This is a genomic window from Pantoea sp. Cr_R13 (genome assembly GCF_029222565.1).
Lineage (GTDB): Bacteria > Pseudomonadota > Gammaproteobacteria > Enterobacterales > Enterobacteriaceae > Pantoea > Pantoea eucalypti.
Genome location: NZ_JARHXL010000009.1, coordinates 409,955 through 433,434, shown reverse-complemented (window position 1 = coordinate 433,434; position 23,480 = coordinate 409,955). Strand labels below are relative to the sequence as shown.

Annotated in this window: 18 protein-coding genes; 9 read left to right on the top strand and 9 right to left on the bottom strand. The window is 52.6% G+C overall.

Translation table 11 applies throughout. From position 1 onward, the window contains the following. Positions 1-9: 9 nt before the first annotated feature. The 4 genes from P2R09_RS05960 to P2R09_RS05945 all read right to left on the bottom strand — a co-directional run bounded on the left by P2R09_RS05960 (position 10) and on the right by P2R09_RS05945 (position 4,727). Positions 10-1,323 (bottom strand): LLM class flavin-dependent oxidoreductase, encoded by a 1,314-nt coding sequence (locus P2R09_RS05960; protein ID WP_275767983.1) that lies wholly within the window; start codon positions 1,321-1,323, stop codon positions 10-12. Positions 1,324-1,403: 80 nt separating this feature from the next. Next, entirely contained in the window at positions 1,404-2,555 is a 1,152-nt protein-coding gene (locus tag P2R09_RS05955; protein ID WP_275767981.1) for an amidohydrolase, read from the bottom strand. A gap of 19 nt (positions 2,556-2,574) precedes the next feature. After that, positions 2,575-3,573, bottom strand: a complete 999-nt coding sequence (locus P2R09_RS05950; protein ID WP_275767979.1) for an MsnO8 family LLM class oxidoreductase — start codon at positions 3,571-3,573, stop codon at positions 2,575-2,577. Between the two features lie 419 nt (positions 3,574-3,992). Then, complete coding sequence (locus P2R09_RS05945) at positions 3,993-4,727, bottom strand: GntR family transcriptional regulator (RefSeq protein WP_275767977.1); 735 nt, start codon at positions 4,725-4,727, stop codon at positions 3,993-3,995. 445 nt (positions 4,728-5,172) lie between these two features. Here P2R09_RS05945 and P2R09_RS05940 point away from each other — a divergent pair, with 445 nt between their 5' ends. The 8 genes from P2R09_RS05940 (at position 5,173) to P2R09_RS05905 (ending at position 15,760) form a co-directional block, all read left to right on the top strand. Then, a complete protein-coding gene (locus P2R09_RS05940) occupies positions 5,173-5,622 on the top strand; it encodes a PTS sugar transporter subunit IIA (protein ID WP_275767975.1) in 450 nt (149 codons plus the stop codon). A gap of 48 nt (positions 5,623-5,670) precedes the next feature. Continuing rightward, on the top strand, positions 5,671-5,943 hold the full coding sequence (locus P2R09_RS05935) for a PTS sugar transporter subunit IIB (protein ID WP_275767973.1): 273 nt from the start codon (positions 5,671-5,673) through the stop codon (positions 5,941-5,943). Positions 5,944-5,982: 39 nt separating this feature from the next. Beyond that, complete coding sequence (locus P2R09_RS05930; RefSeq protein WP_008924645.1) at positions 5,983-7,356, top strand: PTS ascorbate transporter subunit IIC; 1,374 nt, start codon at positions 5,983-5,985, stop codon at positions 7,354-7,356. A gap of 532 nt (positions 7,357-7,888) precedes the next feature. Further along, positions 7,889-9,451, top strand: a complete 1,563-nt coding sequence (locus tag P2R09_RS05925; RefSeq protein WP_275767970.1) for an aspartate aminotransferase family protein — start codon at positions 7,889-7,891, stop codon at positions 9,449-9,451. A gap of 1 nt (position 9,452) precedes the next feature. Further along, entirely contained in the window at positions 9,453-10,745 is a 1,293-nt protein-coding gene (locus P2R09_RS05920; RefSeq protein WP_275767968.1) for a lysine N(6)-hydroxylase/L-ornithine N(5)-oxygenase family protein, read from the top strand. A gap of 1 nt (position 10,746) precedes the next feature. Then, a complete protein-coding gene (locus tag P2R09_RS05915; RefSeq protein WP_275767967.1) occupies positions 10,747-13,101 on the top strand; it encodes a GNAT family N-acetyltransferase in 2,355 nt (784 codons plus the stop codon). A gap of 76 nt (positions 13,102-13,177) precedes the next feature. Then, positions 13,178-14,404 carry an MFS transporter gene (locus P2R09_RS05910; RefSeq protein WP_275767965.1) on the top strand — a complete coding sequence of 409 codons (1,227 nt, stop codon included), beginning with the start codon at positions 13,178-13,180 and terminating at the stop codon, positions 14,402-14,404. Positions 14,405-14,620: 216 nt separating this feature from the next. Next, complete coding sequence (locus P2R09_RS05905; RefSeq protein ID WP_275767963.1) at positions 14,621-15,760, top strand: amidohydrolase; 1,140 nt, start codon at positions 14,621-14,623, stop codon at positions 15,758-15,760. A gap of 223 nt (positions 15,761-15,983) precedes the next feature. Here P2R09_RS05905 and P2R09_RS05900 read toward each other — a convergent pair whose 3' ends face one another. From P2R09_RS05900 to fhuE, 3 genes are all read right to left on the bottom strand, one after another. Then, positions 15,984-16,394 carry a helix-turn-helix domain-containing protein gene (locus P2R09_RS05900; RefSeq protein WP_275767961.1) on the bottom strand — a complete coding sequence of 137 codons (411 nt, stop codon included), beginning with the start codon at positions 16,392-16,394 and terminating at the stop codon, positions 15,984-15,986. After that, positions 16,391-16,702: a type II toxin-antitoxin system HigB family toxin gene (locus tag P2R09_RS05895; RefSeq protein ID WP_275767959.1), complete on the bottom strand. Its 312-nt coding sequence runs from the start codon at positions 16,700-16,702 to the stop codon at positions 16,391-16,393. The genes P2R09_RS05900 and P2R09_RS05895 overlap by 4 nt, the downstream gene beginning before the upstream one ends. A gap of 358 nt (positions 16,703-17,060) precedes the next feature. Further along, complete coding sequence (fhuE, locus tag P2R09_RS05890) at positions 17,061-19,283, bottom strand: ferric-rhodotorulic acid/ferric-coprogen receptor FhuE (RefSeq protein ID WP_275767957.1); 2,223 nt, start codon at positions 19,281-19,283, stop codon at positions 17,061-17,063. A gap of 443 nt (positions 19,284-19,726) precedes the next feature. On the opposite strand from fhuE, the gene pagP reads away from it, so the two are divergent. Further along, positions 19,727-20,296, top strand: a complete 570-nt coding sequence (gene pagP, locus P2R09_RS05885) for a lipid IV(A) palmitoyltransferase PagP (RefSeq protein WP_275767955.1) — start codon at positions 19,727-19,729, stop codon at positions 20,294-20,296. Positions 20,297-20,314: 18 nt separating this feature from the next. Here the strand turns inward: pagP and P2R09_RS05880 are convergent, their stop codons facing one another. Together P2R09_RS05880 and P2R09_RS05875 are read right to left on the bottom strand one after the other, a co-directional pair. Beyond that, positions 20,315-21,397 carry a site-specific integrase gene (locus P2R09_RS05880; RefSeq protein ID WP_275768128.1) on the bottom strand — a complete coding sequence of 361 codons (1,083 nt, stop codon included), beginning with the start codon at positions 21,395-21,397 and terminating at the stop codon, positions 20,315-20,317. Positions 21,398-21,819: 422 nt separating this feature from the next. Next, positions 21,820-22,929 (bottom strand): SDR family oxidoreductase, encoded by a 1,110-nt coding sequence (locus P2R09_RS05875; protein WP_275767953.1) that lies wholly within the window; start codon positions 22,927-22,929, stop codon positions 21,820-21,822. Positions 22,930-23,480: the final 551 nt, after the last annotated feature.

Sequence of the window (23,480 nt, the reverse complement as noted above, 5' to 3'; positions counted from 1 at the left end):
GCCTGTGCCCTATTGTGAGGTGAACTGATTAACGGGTTGTTTCAGGGCAAAGCTGTCGCGCAGGGTGCTGCCCGGATAGTCGCGACGCGTCAGCCCGCGAGCCTGCAGAATCGGCACCACGCGGTCGACAAAGCGTTCAAAGGTATCGGGCGTGCCGCCATTGATGATGAAGCCGTCAGCGGCCTGGGTCTCAAACCACTGCTGAAGACCATCGGCGACCTCCTCCGGTGTACCGTGGAACAGCGGGCGCGGCGTGGCTGCTTCCAGCGCCGCCTGACGCAAAGTGTGACCGTGCTCTCTGGCTTTGCGTTTGATCTCGTCGGTGGTGCTGCGGAAGCTGTTCTGACCTATGTCGCCAATGTCCGGAAACGGCTGATCCAGCGAGTATTGTGAAAAGTCGTGGTGGTCGAAGAAACGCCCCAGGTAATTGAGCGCATCGGTAATCGATACCAGCGCCGCCGTGGTCTGATACTGGCGCTCCACATCCTCTGCATCATCGCCAACAATCACGCTGACACCCTGGAAGATGTGCAGATCCTCTGGCTGACGGCCATTCGCCTCCAGTTGCTGCTTCACATCCTGATAAAACGCCTGCGCCTCTTCGCGGGTCGGCTGATGGGTAAAGATGGCGTCAGCGTGGCGCGCCGCCAGCTTTTTACCGTCCTCAGAGGCTCCGGCCTGGAAGATAATCGGACGGCCCTGCGGCGTGCGGGCGATGTTCAGCGGCCCCTGCACCTGGAAGAAGTCACCGTGATGATCGAGCGTATGTAACTTTGCCGGATCGAAGAACTGCCCACTCTCTTTGTCGCGCACAAAAGCATCCTGCTCCCACGAATCCCATAAGCCTTTCACCACCTGCAGATACTCATCGGCAATGCGGTAACGCAACGCATGCTCAGGATGTTTCTGGCGGGAAAAGTTTTTTGCGGAACCTTCCAGCGGCGAGGTCACCACATTCCACCCCGCGCGACCGCCGCTGAGGTGATCGAGGCTGGCAAACTGACGCGCCACGGTGAACGGCTCGCTGTAGGACGTGGAAACGGTGCCGACCAGTCCCAGATGTTCCGTAACGCCCGCCAGGGCAGACAGGAGTGTCAGCGGCTCAAAGCGATTGAGAAAGTGTGGTATCGATTTCTCATTAATAAATAATCCGTCGGCGACAAACAGGAAGTCGAGCTTGCCCTGCTCCGCTTTACGGGCGATTTTTTTGGCGTAATCCAGGTTGATGCTGGCATCAGCCTGTGCCGCAGGATGGCGCCAGGCGGACATGTTTCCCGATGCGCCATGCAGAATAGTGCCCAGCCGAAGTTGTCTTGTGGTCATGATGCTCTCTCTTTTTTAGTCGTAGCAGTGCCCGACGACGGTGTTCAGAACCGTCGTGCGTTAGCGGGCTGCAGATGAATTCAGTTCAGAATGGATTCCCGACATCGCGCATTAAGATGTTGCAGCGCCTGGCGGGCCAGTCGGGCAAAGTAGTCGGCGGCGGGGGCAATCAGCGCCTCATCCGGGGTAAAACTGGCGTGATGCAGACCAAAATCACTGGCGCTGCCAATGCTGACAAACGCACCGGGCACCTGTTGCAGATAAAAGGCAAAATCTTCGCCCAGCAGGTGCAGGTCGGCCGTCTGCACCCGATAACCCGCCTGCTGCGCCACTTCACTGCTGAAGTTCGCCCAGTGCGCGTCATTGATCAGCACCGGCGGGCCAGGATGCCAGCTCAGGGTTGCCTGCGCGCCATTGGCTTCGGCAACGTGTTCAACCAGCACACGCCCCCGCCGCTCCAGTTCCGCGCGCACCCGTAAATCATGGGTTCGGGCCGTGCCGCCAAACTCAACGCCGCCTGGTAACACGTTCCAGCTTTTGCCGCCGTCGATACGCGTAATGCTCAGCACCAGACTGTCCAGGGCACTGAAGCTGCGGCTGGTGAGTCCCTGTAACGCCTGAATGATCTGGCTGGCGGTGACAATGCTGTCGACGCCCTGTTCCGGATACGCAGCGTGTGCGCCTTTGCCAGTCACGCGGATAATAAATTTATCCGTATTGGCGTAGAACGCGCCGCTGCGGGTAGCGAATGTGCCAATGGGGAGCGAGGGTTCATTGTGCATGCCGAAAATGGCCTGCACCTCATCAAGTACACCCGCCTCAATAAACTGTCTGGCTCCTCGCGCGATCTCCTCTGCGGGCTGAAACAGAATACGTACCCGGCCAGGTAATTGATCGGACAGCGTGTTGAGCTGCAACGCTGCGCCCAGCATCACCGCGCTGTGCAGGTCGTGACCGCAGGCGTGCATGACGCCAGGATGACGGGAATGAAACCGCACGCCGCTCGCCTCATGGATCGGTAGTGCATCGATATCCGCGCGCAGCGCAATCACCGTCTCTCCACTGCCAATCTCCGCCACCACGCCCGTATCGAGGGGATAATCCAGAATCCTGATGCCCGCTGCGGCTAACCATCCCCGCAGTCGCGCCGTGGTCGCAAACTCCTGACCCGACAGCTCTGGCCAGGTATGCAGTTCGCGTCGCCATTCGATCAGTTGTGACTCATGGTTCATGATGACTCTCCATTGAGATTCAGGCTGCGACCAGATGATGCGTAGCCAGCAGTTCAAGTGACTTCAGGCGGGCAACCGGCTCGGTAATTGGCGTGTCGATCACGAACTCATCAATATCAAAGTTATGATGCAGTGCATCCAGTTGAGCATGAACCTGCGCTGATGTGCCTTTTAGCAATGACGGTGTGCGCGGCTCTATTTTGTAATCCTTGTAACCGCCCTGACGCACATAGCGTTCGGCCTGCTCAAGACTGGCGACATTGACGCCTGGGCCCTCTTTCACTGCGACGTGATAATGGCGCAGACCGGAAACCAGCAGGTCTGCGCCGGCGGGTGAATCGGCCACCACCACCTGTACAGCCACCAGTGCGCGCTGACCGTGACTCAGGCGGGAGAAAGTACTTAACGCGCGCTCCAGTAACTGACGATCGCCATTGAGGTGGGCCGCAAACACAAACTGCCAGCCCAGACTGGCGGCGAGCCGGGCGCTCTCTTCACTGGCACCCAACAGAAAACGATTGGCCGGGCGTGGCGGCAGTGGCGTGGCGGCTAAGCCTTCGTCATCGACATGAGATTGAGCGGGCGTGAGCCAGCTATCCAGCAGCTGAAGCTGATTAGCAAAGCTCCCTTTTTTAGCGGCATCGACACCCTGTTGCAGTGCATGGGTTGAGAGCGGTAATCCACCTGGCGCTTTGCCTACACCGAGGTCGATACGTCCGGGAGCCAGAGAGGCGAGCAGATTAAAGTTTTCTGCCACTTTATAGGGGCTGTAATGCTGCAACATCACTCCGCCCGATCCGACGCGAATATGACGGGTCTGGGCAACGATCCACGCAATTAACACTTCCGGTGAAGGACTGGCGAGCTGCGCGGTGTTGTGATGTTCTGCCAGCCAGAAACGGTGATATCCCCACTCCTCTGCCAGCTGGGCCAGCTGCAGGGTGCGCTGCAGCGCCGCGGTGGGCGTCTCGCCCTGCAGCACGGATGCTTTATCTAACAGACTCAATCGATATGCCATTCACCTGGTCCTTGTTAATTCCGGTTGCTGACCAGTGTGCTGTGCAGGCGATTGTTGGTAAAACATCATATTGTTTTATGCTTTATTGAATTCGTCATAATGGGGAGGGCTGAAAGGATAAATGAGGATAACGACGCTGAAACAGGGTTTGAAAGCAAGATCTCACGGATAACACGACCTGTTACCTGAAGAAAAGGCGATTAAAACCAGCGAGCTGGAAAAGTTATGCAGAAAATCGTCTTAAGTATGGAAAGCCGTCAGGCGTTCTGCCGCGGCGCTGACTTAATAACCGATATCTGGAATACAGCATACTGAAGTCCATTCTGTACTGGAGGAAGAAAGCGCCGAACGTCAGGCAATTAAATAAGCATACTGAGCTTTCAATTGAGGGAAAGATAAGTGACTAAAAGATTATTTATTTAAGGTCGCTGCGAGTTTTGTTTCAGAGGAAAATACCGGGTATTGATAATCGCCACATTGACTTCACAGGGAATGCCGTCGTCGAGATAAACCGTTTCATTCAGCTGAATGACCGCATCGCCTTCCGCTAAATTAAGTAACGTAAGTGATTGCTTATCCGCAAGATTGACGGCTGTTAAATGCTGGTCTCTGAGCTGGACTTTTTTACCTGTCACCTCTTCAATATAGGCATATTTGGAGATTTCCAGCTTGCTGAATTCCATGCTGTTGAACAGGTTCACTGGCAGGTGGATATGTTCTAGTGCCACCGGAATATCGTCAAAACACATCAGACGTAAAATCTTATAAATCTGATCGCTGCTCTTGATACGCAGTGCCTGGGCCATGTCCGCTGAAGGAACCCTGACGATACTGACAGAGATGATTTTTCTGACACCTTTATGGCCATTTCTCTGAGCCTGATAATCAAAAGGTGAAAGCACATGATATCGGTGAGCCTGGCTACTTATCTCCGCGGAACCCACAAAAATACCCGATCCTTTTACCCGATATATTCTCTGCTGTTCCACCAGAATACGTGTCGCCTCACGCACCGTTGCGCGTGTAATGCCGATATTTTTGGCAATTGATATTTCGGTATCCAGCTTTTCTCCGGGTTGAAGGCCATCATCCTTAATTTTATTGAGGATGTAATTAACCACCTCTTTTTGCTTTTCAGTAATGCCATCAGCCATTGGCTTTCTTCCCATTTGCGTGAAGGACGGTCTCCCTCTAATCCGTGTCAGTACAGTTCTGCCTGACATTGCCGGATGAGTACCACTACGGCTCGCTGAATATGTGATCAACTTATCAAATTGGCACTGATGTTAAGCCTGTTCAGCCAAATTTTAACTTTACATGTTGTGTCCGTACACGTCGAAGGACATTATCGAGATGACTAGACATCTTTAACATGTACAGATGTACCGGTTAAAGTGAAATTTAATTTTATGTGCACGCTAAGAAACGCGTTATTTCTTAACGGCTTGATAAAACGTTCTTTTACGAATCGGACTGCCTTTATTTTCCCGCACAGTGAGTGGACGCAGGTTGCCTGCAGGTTCAGTCAAAAAGAGATGAAAGGCGTTTTTTTAAAAAATGACTGTACGTATTCAGGCATTTTTCAGCAGGAGCAAGGCGATGTCACACCTGGCTAAGTGGTTAAACAACGAGAAAATCCAGTACGTCGAAAGCGTTGCTGACTGGCAGGAAGCACTCATCATTGCGGGGCGTCCTCTGCTCAGTGAGGGCGCAATCTCGCAGGATTACATTGATGCCATCATTCAGCAAAAAGAGGAGATCGGGCCCTTTTTCGTCATCGCTCCGCAGATTGCAATGCCTCACGCCCGTCCGGAACAGGGCGCGCACAAACTGGGGTTGTCGATTGTGCTGCTGGGCACAGCCGTGAAATTTGACTCTGAAGAGAACGATCCGGTAAAGGCCATTTTTATGTTTGCCGCGCCGGACAGCAATAGCCATATCGAAATGATTTCCGAGCTTGCAGAAGTTCTGTCTGATGAAGCGATCATGGCACAACTCTTCAGGGCGACCAGTAAAGAAGCGCTGATAACGATTTTATCGGGCGTCTGAATTGCCTGCTAAAACACGACATTTGATCAACAGTTAATGAGGTGAGATATGAAAATTATGGCGGTTTGTGGTTCAGGTCTGGGCAGCAGCTTCATGATGGAAATGAACATTAAGAAGGTGCTTAAAGCTATTGGTGTTGAAGCGGAAGTTGAACATTCTGATCTCGGCTCTGTTACGCCCGATGTGGCGGATGTTTTTGTGATGGCAAAAGACATTGCCTACAGCGCCAACCTTCCTGAACAGAAGGTTATCATCATTAACAACATTATTGACCTGAAAGAAGTGGAACAAAAAATACGCGAGTATTTTGAGAAAAACTGACGCTAATAATTAGATAAACACCTTACCCTCGAGGTTAATATGTTTACTCAAAATCTTTTGCAGTTCGTCGTCGACGTGCTGAAAGTGCCCTCAATATTAGTCGGACTGGTGGCATGTTTCGGACTGATTGCGCAGAAGAAGCCGTTTCCTGACGTTATTAAGGGCACGGTTAAAACCATTCTGGGCTTCCTGGTGCTGGCAGGCGGAGCGACCGTTCTGGTTGGTTCCCTGACACCACTTGGCGACATTTTTAAACATGCATTTGATGTTCAGGGCATCATTCCTAATAACGAAGCAATGGTCTCTATCGCACTGGCAAAATATGGTGCGCCAACTACGATGATCATGGCCTTCGGCATGGTCGCCAACATCGTTGTTGCCCGATTTACCCGACTTAAATATATCTACCTTTCCGGCCATGTGACCTTCTATATGGCCTGTATGATTGCAATTATTTTATCAGTTGCCGGTTTTGAAGGTGTGCAGCTTATTTACACCGGCTCACTGCTTCTGGGTATTCTGATGGCCACCTTCCCGGCAATTGCACAGCCTTATATGCGTAAGATCATCGGGGGCGACCATGTCGCGCTGGCGCATACCGGGACCATTGGCTATGTCTTATCTGGCTGGATCGGCTCTTTAGTGGGTAAAGGTTCTAAATCCACCGAAGAGATGAACATGCCAAAAAACCTCAGTTTTTTGCGCGACAGCACGATCTCCATCTCGCTGACGATGATGATTATTTACTTAATCCTGTCGGTGTCAGCAGGTAAAGAGTATGTAGAGGCCAACTTCAGTCATGGTCAAAACTACCTGGTTTACTCCTTTATTCAGGCCATTACTTTTGCGGCGGGCGTCTTTATTATTCTGCAGGGCGTACGCTTAATCCTGGCTGAGATCGTTCCGGCCTTTACCGGCTTTTCAGAAAAACTGGTACCGGATGCAAGACCCGCGCTGGATTGCCCGATTGTTTTCCCTTATGCCCCGAATGCGGTGCTGGTCGGCTTTATCTCCAGCTTTGTTGGTGGCCTGGTTGGGCTGTTTGTCCTCGGTCAGCTGCATTGGGTATTAATTCTGCCGGGTGTTGTGCCCCACTTCTTCTGTGGCGCTACGGCGGGCGTATTTGGTAATGCCACCGGTGGCAAACGCGGGGCGATTTGCGGTGCCTTTGCCCATGGCCTGCTGATTACCTTCCTGCCTGTCGCCCTGCTACCGGTGCTGGGACAGATTGGCCTGACCAACACGACCTTCTCGGATACCGACTTCGGCGTGACCGGCATTCTGCTTGGCAATATGGCTCACTTTATGGACAAGGGAACCATCACAATGATCATCACCGGTATTTTTGGCTTGTTAGTGATTTATAACTTCATGGCCAAAAAGAAGGCACCTGCTGAAACGAATGCAGGGTAAAAGAAAGTGTACTAAACCAGAAAGGGCTATTAGCCCTTTCTGGGTGTGTGTTTCATCTGCTCTTGATTCCCCTCCTGGTCCTTATCAGAATCCCCCTCACCTGTGCCGACAATAGCCGTTATTTACGCTCGTTACGCTCATCCCTGACCTGAAACGCCTCATCGTGACACAGATTCACTGACATTCTCTGGCACTAATCACGCTAAAAAAGGACTATTCCGAACGCAAAATGTGATGTATATCACATTTACAACATTAGTCCGGCTAATAGATAAAATTTAACAATAAAACAATTGAATGATAATGATTAACATTTACACTCTCATCCGCATATAACAAAGCGTTAAACGCTGCAAAATCCACAAATAATATGCGGTATTTATTTTTTTAAGGTTAAAACCCTGGCGTCTTTGGTTGTCAGGATTTTTATCTGGTTAGTCAGATTTATGTTTACTGGAGTTGTTGAGCGCACATCCAACGCTGCTGGCTTAATGCCGGCAGGGTCACTGGTATTAACGCACAGGAACTGAACATGCTTTTACGCTCATCCACACAGGCGGCTCTGGATCTCGCGCCAGCCTCCAATGCCAGCGGTGCCGAAACGGCCATTTTTAACGATCAGCAACTGGCGGCCTGGTCGCAGCAGACTCAGGAAGTGCTAACGCTGATGACACGCACTGTTACCGGCGTAGAGAAGCCCTTTAGCGGCATTCTGCCCCACGAACTGGCGGCGGAGTTCAGCAAGGTCGATCTCGATCACCCACTCGGCAACAACGAGGATGCACTGACCGAGCTGAGCCAGCTCTATCTTCGTGACGCCGTCTGGTTTCACCATCCTAAATACCTGGCGCACCTGAACTGCCCGGTGGTGCTGCCCTCGCTGATGGCAGAGCAGATTATGGCGGCAGTCAACAGCTCGGTCGATACCTGGGATCAGAGCGCAGGCGGCACCCTGATTGAGCAGAAGGTGATCGACTGGACGCTTGGCCGTATCGGTCTGCCAGCCGGTTCGGATGGGATCTTCACCAGCGGAGGTACCCAATCCAACCTGATGGCAATGCTGCTGGCGCGTGACAGCTGGTGTGCCGCGCATCATCCGGGACACCTGATTAAGCATCGTGGCCTGCCTGAAACTGCCTCGAAATGGCGGGTGTTTACCTCGAAACTCAGCCACTTCAGCATCCAGAAGTCGATGGCGATTCTGGGACTGGGCTATGACGCGGTTATCGCCGTCGATCACGATGACCATTACCGCATGGACGCGGGATGTCTGGCACAGGAGATCGCGCGTTGCCGCAGTGAAGGGCTGATCCCGATTGCAGTGGTCGCCACCAGCGGCACCACAGACTTTGGCAGCATCGATCCACTGCCGGAAATCGCCCGTCTCTGTGACGATTACGGTTTATGGATGCACGTTGACGCCGCGTATGGCTGTGGCCTGCTGGTCTCTGAAAATCATCGTTCCCGCCTGAATGGCATTGAGCGCGCGGACTCCGTGACCGTTGATTATCACAAATCATTCTTCCAGACCGTCAGCTGTGGCGCCTTCTTTGTGCGGGACAGCCAGAATCTGAAGCATGTCACGCACCATGCGGACTACCTCAATCCGCTCAGCGCCCAGCAGGAAGGCACGCCGAATCTGGTCAACAAAAGCATTCAGACAACCCGCCGTTTTGATGCGCTGAAAATGTGGCTGACACTGCGCGTCATGGGCCCGGCGGCGCTGGGTGATGCCTTCGATACCCTGATCGATCTGACACAGGCTGCGCACCAGCTATTAACGGCGCATCCGGCCATTGAAGTGCTGCACGCGCCTGAGCTGACTACCCAGATTTTCCGCTACGTTCCCGGCAAACATGCCAGTGACGCGCAGATCGACGAGATCAACGCCGCCATCCGTAAAGCGCTGTTCCGCTCCGGTAATGCGGTGATTGCCGGAACCAAAGTGGATGGACGTCAGTATCTGAAATTCACCCTGTTAAATCCCACTACCACCATTGCCGACCTCGAAGATGTGTTGAGCCTGATTGCGCATTATGGCCGCGAACAGGTTCGTGCTTCTGCGCTGAGCGCGGCGAATCAGGGAGCGATCTGAAATGAATAATCCTGTTTACGATTTTATTGGCATCGGCATTGGCCCTTTCAACCTGAGCCTGGCCTGTTTGAGTGAGCCGGTTGAGGGACTGAATGGTATTTTCCTGGATGAGAATCCCGGCTTTGACTGGCACACCGGCATGATGCTGGAAAACGCCCATCTGCAGACGCCGTTTATGGCCGACCTGGTGACACTTGCCGATCCCACCAGCCCGCACAGCCTGCTTAACTACATGAAGGAAAAAGGAAAACTATACTCTTTTTATATCCGTGAAGACTTCTTCCTGATGCGCAAAGAGTATAACCAGTACTGTCAGTGGGCCAGCTCGCGTCTATCTAATCTGCGCTGGAACAGCCATGTGGAGTATGTCAGCTACGATGAAGCGGCCGGCATTTATCACCTTCAGGTGACCGACACCCGAAGCGGAGAGAAACAGCGCTATCAGGCGCGTCATCTGGTGCTCGGCACCGGGCCAAAAGCCTGGATGCCGGCGTGCAGCCAGCCGCACCGCCAGCGCCTGACCCACTCCAGCCATTATCTGGCCAATAAAGCGGAGTTGCAGCAGAAGCGTTCGATTACCGTGCTGGGTAGCGGCCAGAGCGCAGCGGAAATCTACTACGATCTGCTGACCGATATCGACCGCTTTGGTTATCAGCTCAACTGGATCACCCGCGCGCCGCGCTTCTATCCGCTGGAGTACACCAAGCTGACGCTGGAGATGACCTCGCCGGAGTGGGTGGACTATTTCCACGCCCTGCCCGCCAGCACCCGAGACGAGCTGAATACGCGCCACAAGAATCTCTACAAGGGAATCAACAGCAGCTTAATCAATGACATTTACGACCTGATGTATGTCAAACAACTCGACGGCGATCTCAACGTCAATCTCTTCACACACTCGGCGCTCACTGCGATGCGCTGGCTGCCGCAGGGGGAATTCGAACTGACGCTGCATCAGGAAGAGCAGGATTGCACCTTTACCCGTCGCACCGAAGGACTAGTGATGGCGACCGGTTATCACTACCAGCCACCGATGTTTTTAGAAGGTATCCACGCCCGCCTGCGCTGGGATGACAAAGGCCGCTATGACGTTCAGCGAAACTACAGCATCGATCATCACAATCAGATCTTCGTGCAGAACGCCGAACTGCATACCCACGGTTTTGTCACGCCGGATCTCGGCATGGCCTGCTACCGCAACTCAGTCCTGCTGCGTGAACTGACCGGACGCGAGGTGTATCCCATCGAGCGTCAGATCGCCTTCCAGACCTTCCCGGCTAAATCGGAGCACTGAGATGAGTTCACCCATACTGTTCAGGGCCGATCGTCCCGCAGGCCAGTTTACCCTGAGACCGATGCTTGAGAGCGATGCGTCACTCATCCACAGCTGGGTCTCCCGTGATTATGCGCGCTTCTGGGGCATGCAGCAGCAGAGTCTGGAACAGGTCGCGGCGTTTTATCAGACGCTGACCGCATCCGATCCCCATGCCGCGCTGATTGGCTGCTGCAATGACAAGCCCATCTGCCTGATTGAGTGTTATCGCGCCCGCGACGACGAGGTCGGCACGTTTTATCCGGCCGCGCCTGATGATTACGGCATGCACATTCTGATTGCCCCGGCCAGCCAGCCAATCAAAGCCTTTAGCTGGCAGGTCTTCACGCTGGTGATGGACTACATGTTCAGCCGCCCTGAGGTAAAACGTGTCGTGGTAGAGCCGGACGTGCGCAATGAAAAAATCCACGTGCTGAATAAACGCGCCGGATTCCGCTATCAGCACACCATCGACATGGGCCATAAAACCGCCTGGCTGGCCTTTTGCCAGCGGGACGATTATCAACACGCGTTACTGCAGGAGTCGCAGACTATGAATACCTCCGCTTCACTGACCGACGGCACACATCTGACGGGCGACAACTGGACACAGGCCAACCGGATGCTGATCCGCAAAGCGATTGCCGAGTTCGCGCATGAAAAAATCATCACGCCGCAGGCATCGCAGGATGGCAGCTATCAACTGGCGGTGCCGGGCGGTGAAGCAACGTACCATTTCCAGGCGGCGCGGCTGGCGCTGGATCACTGGGAAATCGACGCGAAGTCACTACGCAAGCAGGAGAACGGTCGCGATCTGCCGCTGGATGCGCTGAAGTTTATTGTGGAATTCAATGGCGAGATTGGCATTCCACAGGCGTTGCTGGCGACCTATATGGAGGAGATCAGCAGCACACTGTGCAGCAGCGTGTATAAACTTCTGAAGAATAATCCCGACAGCCAGGCGCTGGTCACAGCCGATTTCCAGACCGTGGAAGCGGCAATGACCGAAGGCCATCCCTGCTTCGTCGCCAACAACGGACGTATCGGTTTCGATGCGCAGGATTATCTGGCCTATGCGCCGGAAGCCGCGGCGCCTGTACACCTTATCTGGGTCGCTGTTCACCGCCGCAATGCCCATTTCTCCAGCCTTAGCGGGCTGAGCTATGAACAGCTGATGCGTGATGAGCTGGGCGACACCACCGTGGAACACTTCAATACGCAGCTGGTGAATAAAGGGCTGGCGGTTGAGGACTATATCCTGATGCCTGTGCATCCGTGGCAGTGGCAGAACAAACTGCTGACCGTGTTTGCGGCGGACATCGCTAATCACGATATTGTTTATCTTGGCAGCGGCGACGATGCTTATCAGGCGCAGCAGTCTATCCGCACCTTCTTTAATCGCAGCCAGCCTTCTAAGCGTTATGTGAAAACCGCACTGTCGGTGCTGAACATGGGCTTTATGCGCGGTCTGTCACCCTACTATATGGCGACAACGCCTGCCATTAACGGCTGGCTGGAACAGCTGGTGGCTGGCGATGCGTGGCTGCAACGCTGTGATTTCCGTATCCTGCGCGAAGTCGCTTCCGTCGGCTATCACAACCGCTACTACGAGCAGGCGATCAAAGGCGATTCCGCCTACAAAAAGATGTTTGCTGCGCTGTGGCGGGATAATCCCGCGGCCAGCCTGCAACCTGGCCAGCGTCTGATGACCATGGCCTCATTCCTGCACGTCGACCACCATCAGCAGGCTCTGCTGCCTGCACTGATTGCGAACTCCGGTTTGCCGGCGAAGCAGTGGATTGATCGCTATCTCACCTGCTACCTCAGCCCGCTGCTGCATTGCTTCTATCAGCATGACCTGGTGTTTATGCCGCACGGTGAAAACCTGATCATGCTGCTGGAAAACAACGTGCCGGTCAGTGCTTACATGAAGGATATCGGCGAAGAGATCGCCGTGATGAACCCGGAAGCAGTGCTGCCGGAGGGCGTGCAGCGTCTGGCGGTGGATGTGCCGGAGAACCTCAAATTACTGTCGATCTTTACCGATGTATTTGACTGCATTTTCCGCTTTATCAGCGCGATTCTGCATAAGTCAGGAACGCTACCCGAGGAAGAATTCTGGCAGGCGGTGGCGCAATGCGTGAAGGATTATCAGCAGGCGCACCCCGAGCATGCCACTAAGTTCGCCCGTTTTGACATGTTTGCGCCGGAGTTTACCCGCTCCTGTCTGAACCGCCTGCAGCTGGCGAATAATCAGCAGATGATCAACCTTGCCGATCCCGCCGAGAATCTGAAGTTCGCGGGCACGCTGGTCAACCCGATTGCCTGCTGGCGCTAAGCGTTACACTGTCACTCTGGTTTAATGCGGTCACTTCGGTGGCCGCTTTTTAATGGTTATATTGCAGGTATTCATCATGGCTTCTTTTCTCCCGGTGGCGCAACTGACCCGCCGACATCTCATCTTTCCGCTGTCGCTGGTCTTATTCGAGTTTGCTACCTATATCGCCCATGACATGATCCAGCCCGGCATGCTGCTGGTGACACAGGAATTTAAGGTCGGGCCTGAATGGGTCTCTACTTCGCTGACCGCCTATCTGGCGGGTGGCATTCTGCTGCAGTGGCTGCTTGGACCGCTCTCGGATCGCATCGGGCGGCGTCCGGTGCTGCTCAGCGGCGTGGCGTTTTTTATGCTCTCCTGCATCGCGACCCACTGGGTACAGAGTATTGAACAGTTCATCCTGCTGCGGTTTCTTCAGGGCATGAGCCTCTGCTTTATCGGGGCGGTAGGTTACGCGGCGATACAGGAGGCGTTCACAGAGTCGCTCAGCATTAAAATGATGGCGCTGATGGCCAACGTCGCCCTGCTGGCCCCACTGGCCGGGCCGCTGGCGGGCGCAGCTTTTCTTACCGTGGGAGAATGGCGCACCCTGTTCTGGTTGATTGGGGCTGTCGCGGCGCTGGCGCTGGCCGGGCTGTGGTATGCCATGCCTGAAACGGCGGGCGATCGTCAGAAACCGCTGTCGCTGCGTTCAATTATTGGCGGTTATGCCTTGTTGTTAAAAGAACCTCAGGTGATGCGCGGCTCGCTGGCGATCGGGCTGGTCACTGTGCCCTGCATTGCCTGGGTAGCATTGTCGCCCGTGATTTTGATCCACGGTGCGCAACTGAGCCGCATCGACTATGCCCTTTTGCAGCTGCCGGTTTTTGCCGCCATGATTGCAGGTAATCTGACTCTGGGTCAATTATCCAGCCGTCTGCCCATTGAACAGCCGGTAAGACTCGGTGCATGGCCTGTGGTCTGCGGACTGGCCATTGCAGCGATCGCCACCATGATTAACCCAGACAGCTATCTGTGGCTGACTGCCGGAATGAGTCTCTACGGTTTCGGCACCGGACTGGTCAACGCCGGACTCTATCGTATGACGCTTTTTTCCAGCCGCGCAGGCAAAGGCAGCGTGGCAGCGATGCTTGGGATGGTGAGCATTCTGATCATTGCACTCGGCATTGAAGCCGCAAAAACCGCGTATTTCAGCTTCGGCAACGGTGGTTTTAGCATAGTGAATCTGATCTGCGGTCTGCTATGGCTGGGTCTGGCCAGCGCATTCCTGCGTGCAGGACAGCGAAAATTATGCGCGGAGTAGTCATTACCCTGCTGTAAAAAAATTGCGGGATGGCAAAACAGTGTTTGTCATTCCGCACGCTCAGAACACTGATTAAATCCCCTTCACTTCCGCATTGATTTTATTCAGATAAGCTTCGACCAAATCGTTACTTTATCTGCGTGTTGCGTCATTCGATGATGATTGCGCCTGCTGAGGCAATGGATAAATCTTTTATGCCGGAAACACAGGGATACCATGACTTTGCCTTTAACTGAACAACTGGTGCAGTGGCGTCGCGAACTGCACCAGCATCCTGAACTTTCGAATCATGAATATGCCACTACGGAACGGATTACCCGCTGGCTTGAACAGGCCGGAATCCGGCTGCTGCCGCTGGGGCTGAAAACCGGCGTTGTGGCAGAAATCGGTCATGGCGAACCGCTGATCGCCCTGCGCGCGGATATTGATGCGCTACCGATTGAAGAAACCACCGAGCGCCCGTGGCGATCACAGCAACCGGGCGTGATGCACGCCTGTGGTCACGACGTTCACAGCGCTGTGATGCTCGGTGTGGCGTTGCAACTGAAACAGCAGGAAGACACGCTGCCTGGCCGGGTGCGGATTCTGTTTCAGCCCGCCGAAGAGACTTTTAATGGCGCGCGTCAGCTGATTGAAGCCGGTGCGCTGGAAGGCGTTCAGGCGATATTCGGCCTGCACAATGCGCCTGACCTGCCGCTGGGCACGCTTCAGAGCCGGGCGGGTGCGTTTTATGCCAACGTCGACCGCTTTGTGATCCGCATTAAGGGCAAAGGCGCGCATGCCGCACGACCGCAGGAGGGGATCGATTCGATTGTGATTGCCAGTCATATCGTGACGGCACTGCAGACCCTGCCGAGCCGGGTATTCAGCTCGCTGGAAACGGTGGTGCTGAGCGTAACGCGTTTTACCGCCGGTAATACCTGGAACGTGCTGCCGCAAAGCGTTGAGCTGGAGGGAACCGTTCGCACTCACAATGGCGAGATTCGGGCGCAGATCCCGCACCGCATGCGGTCACTGATTCAGGGTATCGCCGCCGGGTTTGGTGCGACCGCAGAACTGGAGTGGACCGAGGGACCACCGGCCCTGATTAACACGCCAGGCTGGGTGGATGTTGCTCTGGACGTTGCAGAACAGAGTGGCTATCTCGCGGAGCATGCGGAGTTGCCGCAGATGGGCGGAGAAGATTTTGCTTTCTATCTGCAACAGGTGCCGGGCGCGTTTGTCAGCATCGGCAGTGCCAGCCAGTTTGGGCTGCATCATCCCGCCTTCGATCCGGATGAAGCGCTGATTGGCCCGGCGGTGGCGTACTTCACCCAGCTGGTACCGCGCGCGTTGCAGATTGTGGCGGCGCAATGACGAAAAAAGGAATGCCGGTGACGGGTGACATCGCATTTCAGGAGCAGCCTGAGGCGATTGTGCTGGAGTCCACTGAAGGTTTTAACCTGGCACTACGTTTTACCTGAGTGCAGACCTGGTATGTTGTGAAAAACGCCTCGGTTGAGGCGTTGTTTTTATAGATCGGACGGATAAAACATATAACACCAGTCGAATCTAACCAGTCTATAGAAGCCCTCTTTAATCAAAAGAACAACGATTGCGACAGGCCAAACCGCGCACATAATGCCCTGATGTGCGACACAGTTAACTGGCGTTCGCCGCTAAGGATTCGGCTGACCAGCGATTTTTTGCCAATTTCATTTTCAAAGTCGCTCAGGCTAAGATTGTGTTGTTCAATAAGCACGCGCAGAATGCCGGGGCCTGTTTTGATTTCACTCTGACGGGCATTAAATTCTGCCAGCTCCGGATCTTTATCTTCATAGTGAGCAATGCGTGCGCAAAGCAGATCAACCAGCGGATTATCCGGCTCGTGTTCAATAAGGTATTCGACCAGTTCCATTGCTTCTTCATAATCCTGGCGTTGACTGCTGCCAGCAAGCAGCGGCACCGCTTTAGCCAGCGCATTTGACAGCCTGATTGCTTCAGTATTCATTCGGTAACCTCCCGATATTCCTTCACAAGCTTGTCATATTCAGCGTGAGTGCAAATATGTTTGATGAAGATTTTTTTCCGCTCAAAATCCGCAAAGAACATCACGCGTAACTGGTTGCCACTTACGTCAACGACCCACCATTTATCGCGATACTTCATACGGTCAAGGCTTGCATAAAGTGCTTTAAGATCGTCAGGACCCTTGAAATCACCTTGCCTGAGATGGCGATAAAGTAGATCCAGTGCTGCCGCTGCATTAGGATATTTTCTGGCCGCCTCGTCAAACGGCACTCGGGAAATAACATGCATTCCATTGGCTCCTGACTGTTTCCATTATGGAAACCATCCTCTCAAAATGCCTGCGCGTTGACAAGTTGGAAACTCACTAAATCTTTTTATTTATAAATGCCAGGTGCACCATTTTCTGATGCAAAAAAATCCGTCTAAAGCGTAAGCAGTACAATCGTTTACAGAAGGCTTGCGATGGTTGTCACCGAAATGAACAGGCAACGGTGCACTCTGTTGTCAGAAAATAATCCAGCCAGGCCAGTGAAGCCTTCTTCAGGACGATGTCTGTTGATAGCGGTGATATAAATATTTTGACGGATACTTAAATAAAAAAACGCCTCAACGGAGGCGTTTTTCACAGGCTTTATAGCGACACAAATCAGAAGGTGTAGCTGGCGGTCACTGAAAAATTACGCGGTTCGCCGTAGACCACAGAGCTGGCCACGTTGGTGTCATACTCTTTGTCGAACAGATTATTGAGATTGCCCTGCAGTGACAGGTTTTTGTTCACCTGATAGCGGGCGAATAGATCAACCAGTGCATAGCTGCCCTGCCGCGCGCGCCAAGTGCCATTACCTTCCGGGCCGCCGACATCGTTCCAGACGTGCGTCTGCCAGTTCACGCCGCCACCCAGCGTCAGCTGCTGCAGTGTCGGCAGGCGATAGCTACTGAACAGGTTAAAACTGGTCTGCGGCAGTTGCGGGTTAAACGTGCTGCCATCGCGGTTTTCCGCGATGTAACGCGACCCGCCAAAAGTCATCTGCCAGTTGTCGGTTAATGCACCGTTGACTTCGAACTCCACACCACGACTCACAACACCTTTGCGGCCAACGTAGGCAACATCTCCAGAGCCCTGAACGGTCTGCGTCGTCGCTTCACCTGCGTTATCCAGCTCCGTGCGGAAAACTGAAACGGAGGTGCTCAGGCGACTATCCAGCCAGTCAGATTTCACGCCAGCCTCGTAATTTTTACCGATAACCGGCGACAGGTAAGCACCGCTGGCATCGCGGTAATCCTGGGGCTGGAACACCGAGGTATAGCTGGCGTAAGCCGACCAGTTTTCGGCGAAGTCATAAATCAGCCCGCCATACGGCGTGATGTTGTTTTCTTCCGCTTCGACACTTAAGGTTTCGCGATTCCAGTTGGTGTAACGGGCGCCGAGAATCAGGTGCAGCGGATCAGCAAGTGACAGGCGGGTTGCCATGTAAGTTGATTTCTGGCGAACCAGTTGGGTATCGCTGGCAGGCAGACGCAGTGTCCAGTTGGATTCCGGATACTGGCCGTTGAAGTCGTTGTAGTTACCCAACGACGCCGACGAGATATTCTCAAAGGTGCTGAAGTACTTGTTATCCTGGCGGGTGTAGTTGACGCCCACCATCAGCTCATGCTGACGCCCCAGCAGTTCATACGGGCCGCTGGCAAAAGCATCCACTGCATCCACTTTCCGTTTGCCGGTGTTATAACCGGTTCCGCCCACCACCGGATAGTCAGCATAGGAAGAGACTCCCGCGCCGGTATTGCGATCAAAATAGCCATCAAGATAGATCTGCTTACTGTCCAGACGCATCTCGTTGTGCGCACCGTTCAGGGTGATGTTCCAGCCGTTGTCGAAATCCTGCTTCAGGTTTACAAAAAGTTTGCGATTCTCTTTGTCGTTATAGGCCCAGTCAGGCGCGGTGTTGTAGCCGCGACGGGTATGAATCTGTGTGCCGTCCGTGTACCAGCGTGGTGCGCCGCCCCACATGGTGGAGTCGGTATTGACCTGACTGAACTCATAACCGACAGAGAGCGTGGCAGAATCCGTCAGATCTGCGTCAACTACGCCATAGATGAACTGTTTTTTAGCGCCGTAGCGTTCGATGAAGCTGTTGTTATCCTGCCAGCCTGCAACCAGTCGGCCACGCACATTACCTGACTCACTGAGCGGCGCCGAAAGATCGGCAACATAACGCTGTTTGTTCCAGCTGCCGTAGCTGGCAGAGACGGTGCCGCCGAACTCTTTGCTGTCCGCATGTTTGCGTACCATATTGATGGCTGCTGAAGGATTACCTGGCCCGGTCATCAGCCCCGTTGCGCCGCGAACCACTTCAACGCGCTCATACAGGGCCATATCGGTCTGTGCATCACCCAGGTTCCAGCGTTCGGCAAAAGCAGTGGGAATGCCATCGACCATATAGTTGTCGATCATAAAGCCACGCGCATAGTAGTTAGTGCGGTCCATATCCCCACTGATGCCGCGGATTCCGGTGGTATTTGCCAGCACATCATTCAGCGACTGAAGTTGCTGATCAGCCATTCGCTGCTTGCTGACAATGCTGACTGACTGCGGCACATCACGCGCAGTGCCCAGCATTTTTGTACCTGCACGGGTAACCGGAACGCTGTAATCGGTTTCGGGCGAAGAGACCGCAGCAGCATTAGCAGCAGCGGTAACGGTCAGAGTCTGGTCAGTGCTGGCAGCAGGTGCCTGAGTCTCTGCGGCATGCGCCATGTTATATGTCAGTGATGAGGCGACAATCACGGCCAGCAACGAGAGGCGAAATGGACGTTGCAGAGCAATCACGTTCTTAATCCTGGGATGCTGAAGATCGAAGGCGTTCATTAATTCCTCAATTATCTTTATGTTTTTATGCTGGCATTATCACGGCCCTGCATCCTGCGGGCATCGCCAGACTGCTTATGCTCAGAGGAATCAGGAACCCTCTCGTAAGCATTTACGCGCGAGTGTGAAAAAACTTTAAAGCAAATGAGAAATATACGCATTGCTATTATCAATGCAAGATTTGGTTAACAAACAATGCTGATTCTTTCAGAAAAGTATTTGTCGGGTTCGGGCTGCGGGAGTGGATCGCCAGTAAAGAAGGGGTTTTTACATCAGCGTAAAAGCGAATTTAACCTCGGTAAGCAAATGCTGCTTCACTTTAAATAATTATAAAATCCTGTAATGCCCGTTCATTGACCTGAAGTTTCCCTTTCTCATGCAACAATCCCCGTCTTGATTCATTTTTTTCCTTATTTAACACCAGATATTGCAGGAATTCGTCTATGCGCAAAATTTTACCTCTTAAAGCGCTGATCATTACGTCCGTTTTCAGTGTATTTTCAGCCTCCTCCGCCACACTTATGCAGAATGTAAGTTCAGGCTGGGAAAATTTCAGCAATAACGTCGCCACCACCTGGCAGCAACCTGAGGGTATCGACTTTTACCTTCCCGCTATTACCTGGCACAACCGTGCAACCTACGATCGGGAACATATTAATAAATATAATGAAAGACCCTGGGGCGCAGGTGGAGGGATTTCCCGTTACGACGAAAAAGGCAACTGGAACGGCATCTATTTAATGGCGTTTAAGGACTCCTTTAATAAATGGGAACCCTTCGGTGGCTATGGCTGGGTGGCAACCTGGCGCCCGCTTGCTGATCAGAATTTTCACTGGGGCGCAGGTTACACTGTTGGCGTCACCGCACGACACAACTGGGACTATATTCCGGTGCCAGCAGTCCTGCCACTGGCCTCAATCGGCTATGGCGATCTCGATTTCCAGATGACCTATATTCCCGGTACGCATAACAACGGGAACGTCTATTTTGCCTGGCTGCGCTACCACTTCTGATTACCCTGAATGAAAGCGTCAGCGTGACATCGCCATGATAGAGAGATCGTTCAGGGAAAGCGTCTCGCCATCATAGCGATGTCGCAGCAGATAATAACTTTCGCAGTGAATAATCTGCTCAACTGCATCCGAGAAGGTGTTCATCGCGCTGCGCATCTGGCTCAGATAATCATGAGTGTCATACACCCGGTCGATACCCTCCAGCGCATGGTTCATAATTTTGCGGGCCACATCGTTAGGCGTGTCGAGCGCGGAAAGTTTAGATCGTGCAGTTCGGCGCAGATCGCGCGGTGTAAAGGCCTCCAGCCCGAGTCCGCGTGGAGCGCGAATCATCCGACGCAATGCCTGGTTCAGTGCGCCTTTTGACAGTGGCTGTTGCGGATCCCGTGGCGCAGGCACCAGCCAGGGTGAATCGGGATCAGCATCGTGCAGCAATGCTTCGATGCATTGCTTCATCAGGGGTGAAATGGGTAACACATGTTCCCGCTGTGATTTATTGCGTGTGCCCTGCATCCACAATCCTAACTGCAGATCGAACTCCGTTTTTTGCGCCTGTACGATTTCATCAGGCCGTCGGGCACTGACAAGACACAAACGCAGCGCCCAGCGGACTTGTTCTGATAATGCCCAGTTGTCCAGCCCATGCCAGAAAACCCAGATTTCCGCATCGGTGAGTTGGCGACTGCGCGGCGGCGTTGAGCGACCTGCGACATCCCGTTTCTTCATTGAGGCAATGGGTGAATGATCGAGATAACCCTGCATCTCAGCCCAGGCAAGGAATTGTTTAGTCAGCGCAAAGACCCTTCGCGCCTCCTCTTTTTTACCGTCGGCAATCAGAATGTTGTAGAGCCGGTTGAGCCGTAAACGGTTCAGTGCTTTGAGGGGCAGCAACCCGATGTTGGGCAGAACATGTTTTAGCAGCGATGAGATCGCGATCTCGGGACGCCGCCGGCTGCTAAGCAATGACAGTTTGACCCAGACTTTCATCACCTGCTCAACCGTGCCTTCATCGCCAAAATTATCCAGCTCACTGAGTGTGGCAGTTTTTACCTGCTCCAGCCAGACCAGTACATGGCGGCCAACATACGCTGAACGGTCCATGGTCTGAGTCAGATTTGTTGTCACATCGCTACCTGTAGCTAACTTCAAAGCGGGCCATTCTAGTCACAATTATCTTATGACTCCAGACCTAATAAGTCTGGAGTCATAAAGACGCGTTTTGAGTAAAATTGAAGACGTTGATGGGGTGTTATTGCTGAACCAGATAAGGGATTTTTGACTGGATAAAAATGCGATACAGAAGCGTTTCAGGGGTCAAACATCAACGTAATGATCTTGTGACTCACTTAGGTTCCTCAATGCCATCCATGGCGTATAAACTCCGATGTCATTCGGGCAGCAAGTGATACCAGCCCGGAATGAACGCTGTGCGTCATCAGCTGCCAGCCTGACAGGATAATGATTTGCACAGACCGCTCTTCACCAAGACAGCAATTGCTTTACTGGCAGACTCAACGTATCAACTATTTGAAATCAACCTGCATCAGCTCGGCGATGGTGGAGTCGCGGGTTGTTACTACGCAGCGATCCAGGTAATCGGTAAATCTTGAGGGTTTGTTCATACCCAGTTGCAGCAGTTTGGAATTATCGAATACCACATTCAGGTTTGAGAAATGACCATACAAATTCATGGCGCGCAGCATGATGCGTTCGTTGCAGGGCCCGAACAGATCCTTAAAGGTTCTTCTGCTGTCAGAGAGCTGTTTATAGGACACCTTCTGGTAATCAACGCCGAGTGCCCTGCTCCCTGATGCTTTAGCCATCGCTTCGTCAATTTCAGCGAAGGTCACACTGCTCTGTGTGCCAGCAGAAATATGAATCACCTCATTAATGACGTCTTCTGCATCAAGCAGCATCACCAGGGCATCCGCGCAGTAATCAACCGGAACGACATCAATACGATCGTCCAGGTCGCAGGTGAATTTCCCTAATGCCAGCGCCATACGGAATACCCAGAAAATACTGGCTGACGGCAGACAACCCTGATCGGAATGGCCCACTACGATTGATGGCCGGGCAATGACCAGAGGCAGTTTTGGCAGCTTTTCGGTCATCAGTTTTTCAATAGAGGCCTTACTCCAGGTGTACTCGACAACATGTTGATCGCGGCTGGAATCGAGTCCGCCTTCAGTCACCAGCGAGCCACGCTCCGGTGCACAAGACATTGCCGTACCCACGTGGATAAATTTCTCAAGTCCCGCGACACGGCTCATGCGTTCCGCAAACTGGAATGTGCCTTCAACATTCACTTTCCAGATAGTGGGATTGTTACCAAAAGAGGCAACAGCAGCACAGTTAATCACGTGGGTGACGTCATTAATCCGTGAGTCATTGATAAAGTTTTCCGTTAATGCCAGATCACCTAAAATGATATTTTCAGATGTTATCGTGTGAATAACTGACTCACTTAAGCCAAAGTTTTTCAGGTTAGCTTTAATCCTTTTTAGCCCTTCTTCAACCGTCTCGCCTCTGACCAGCAGCAGCAGGCTATCCTTGACACTGTTCTGTAATAAATTTGCTACAACAGCCCCGCCTAAAAAACCTGTAGAACCAGTAATAAGGATTTTTTTCATGATAGTGCCATTTAATCTGATTGATCAAAGGAAGCATTACTAAACCGCTTCCCAAACAGGAAACAATTCAAAAAAAATAAATTGTTCAGGTAAATCATTTCTGATGTATGCGCTGGTCAGCTCAGGTTTACTGCTGAGTCCGACATCAATGCTTTCCAAACTTGTCACTTCGTAAACCCGACCAGTATAAAGCCAGTTTCTATCGCCAGGCTCAACAACACTGCAGATATTTTAAGAAACACGTTCATTGAAGATTTATTTATATTCTACACAGGAGTAATAACTGCTGACCGCCCCACTCTGCGGCTAAGCTGCCGCTTTAATTTGAACCATTTTCCTCAGCCGGGATCAAGCTATATTAAATTTATATTTTGTGAACTTTACAGGTTAGTTACAAATTAAGTTTATTAAGAATTCATTAGGACTGAATTATTTTTCAAAGATTGTCTGCAAGTTAAACAAAAACAATTTAAATCATTTATTGAGCAAGCCGTTTAAACAGCGTTTAATTATCATCGTTTTGTCACTGCCAATCATAATAGTCTTTTTAA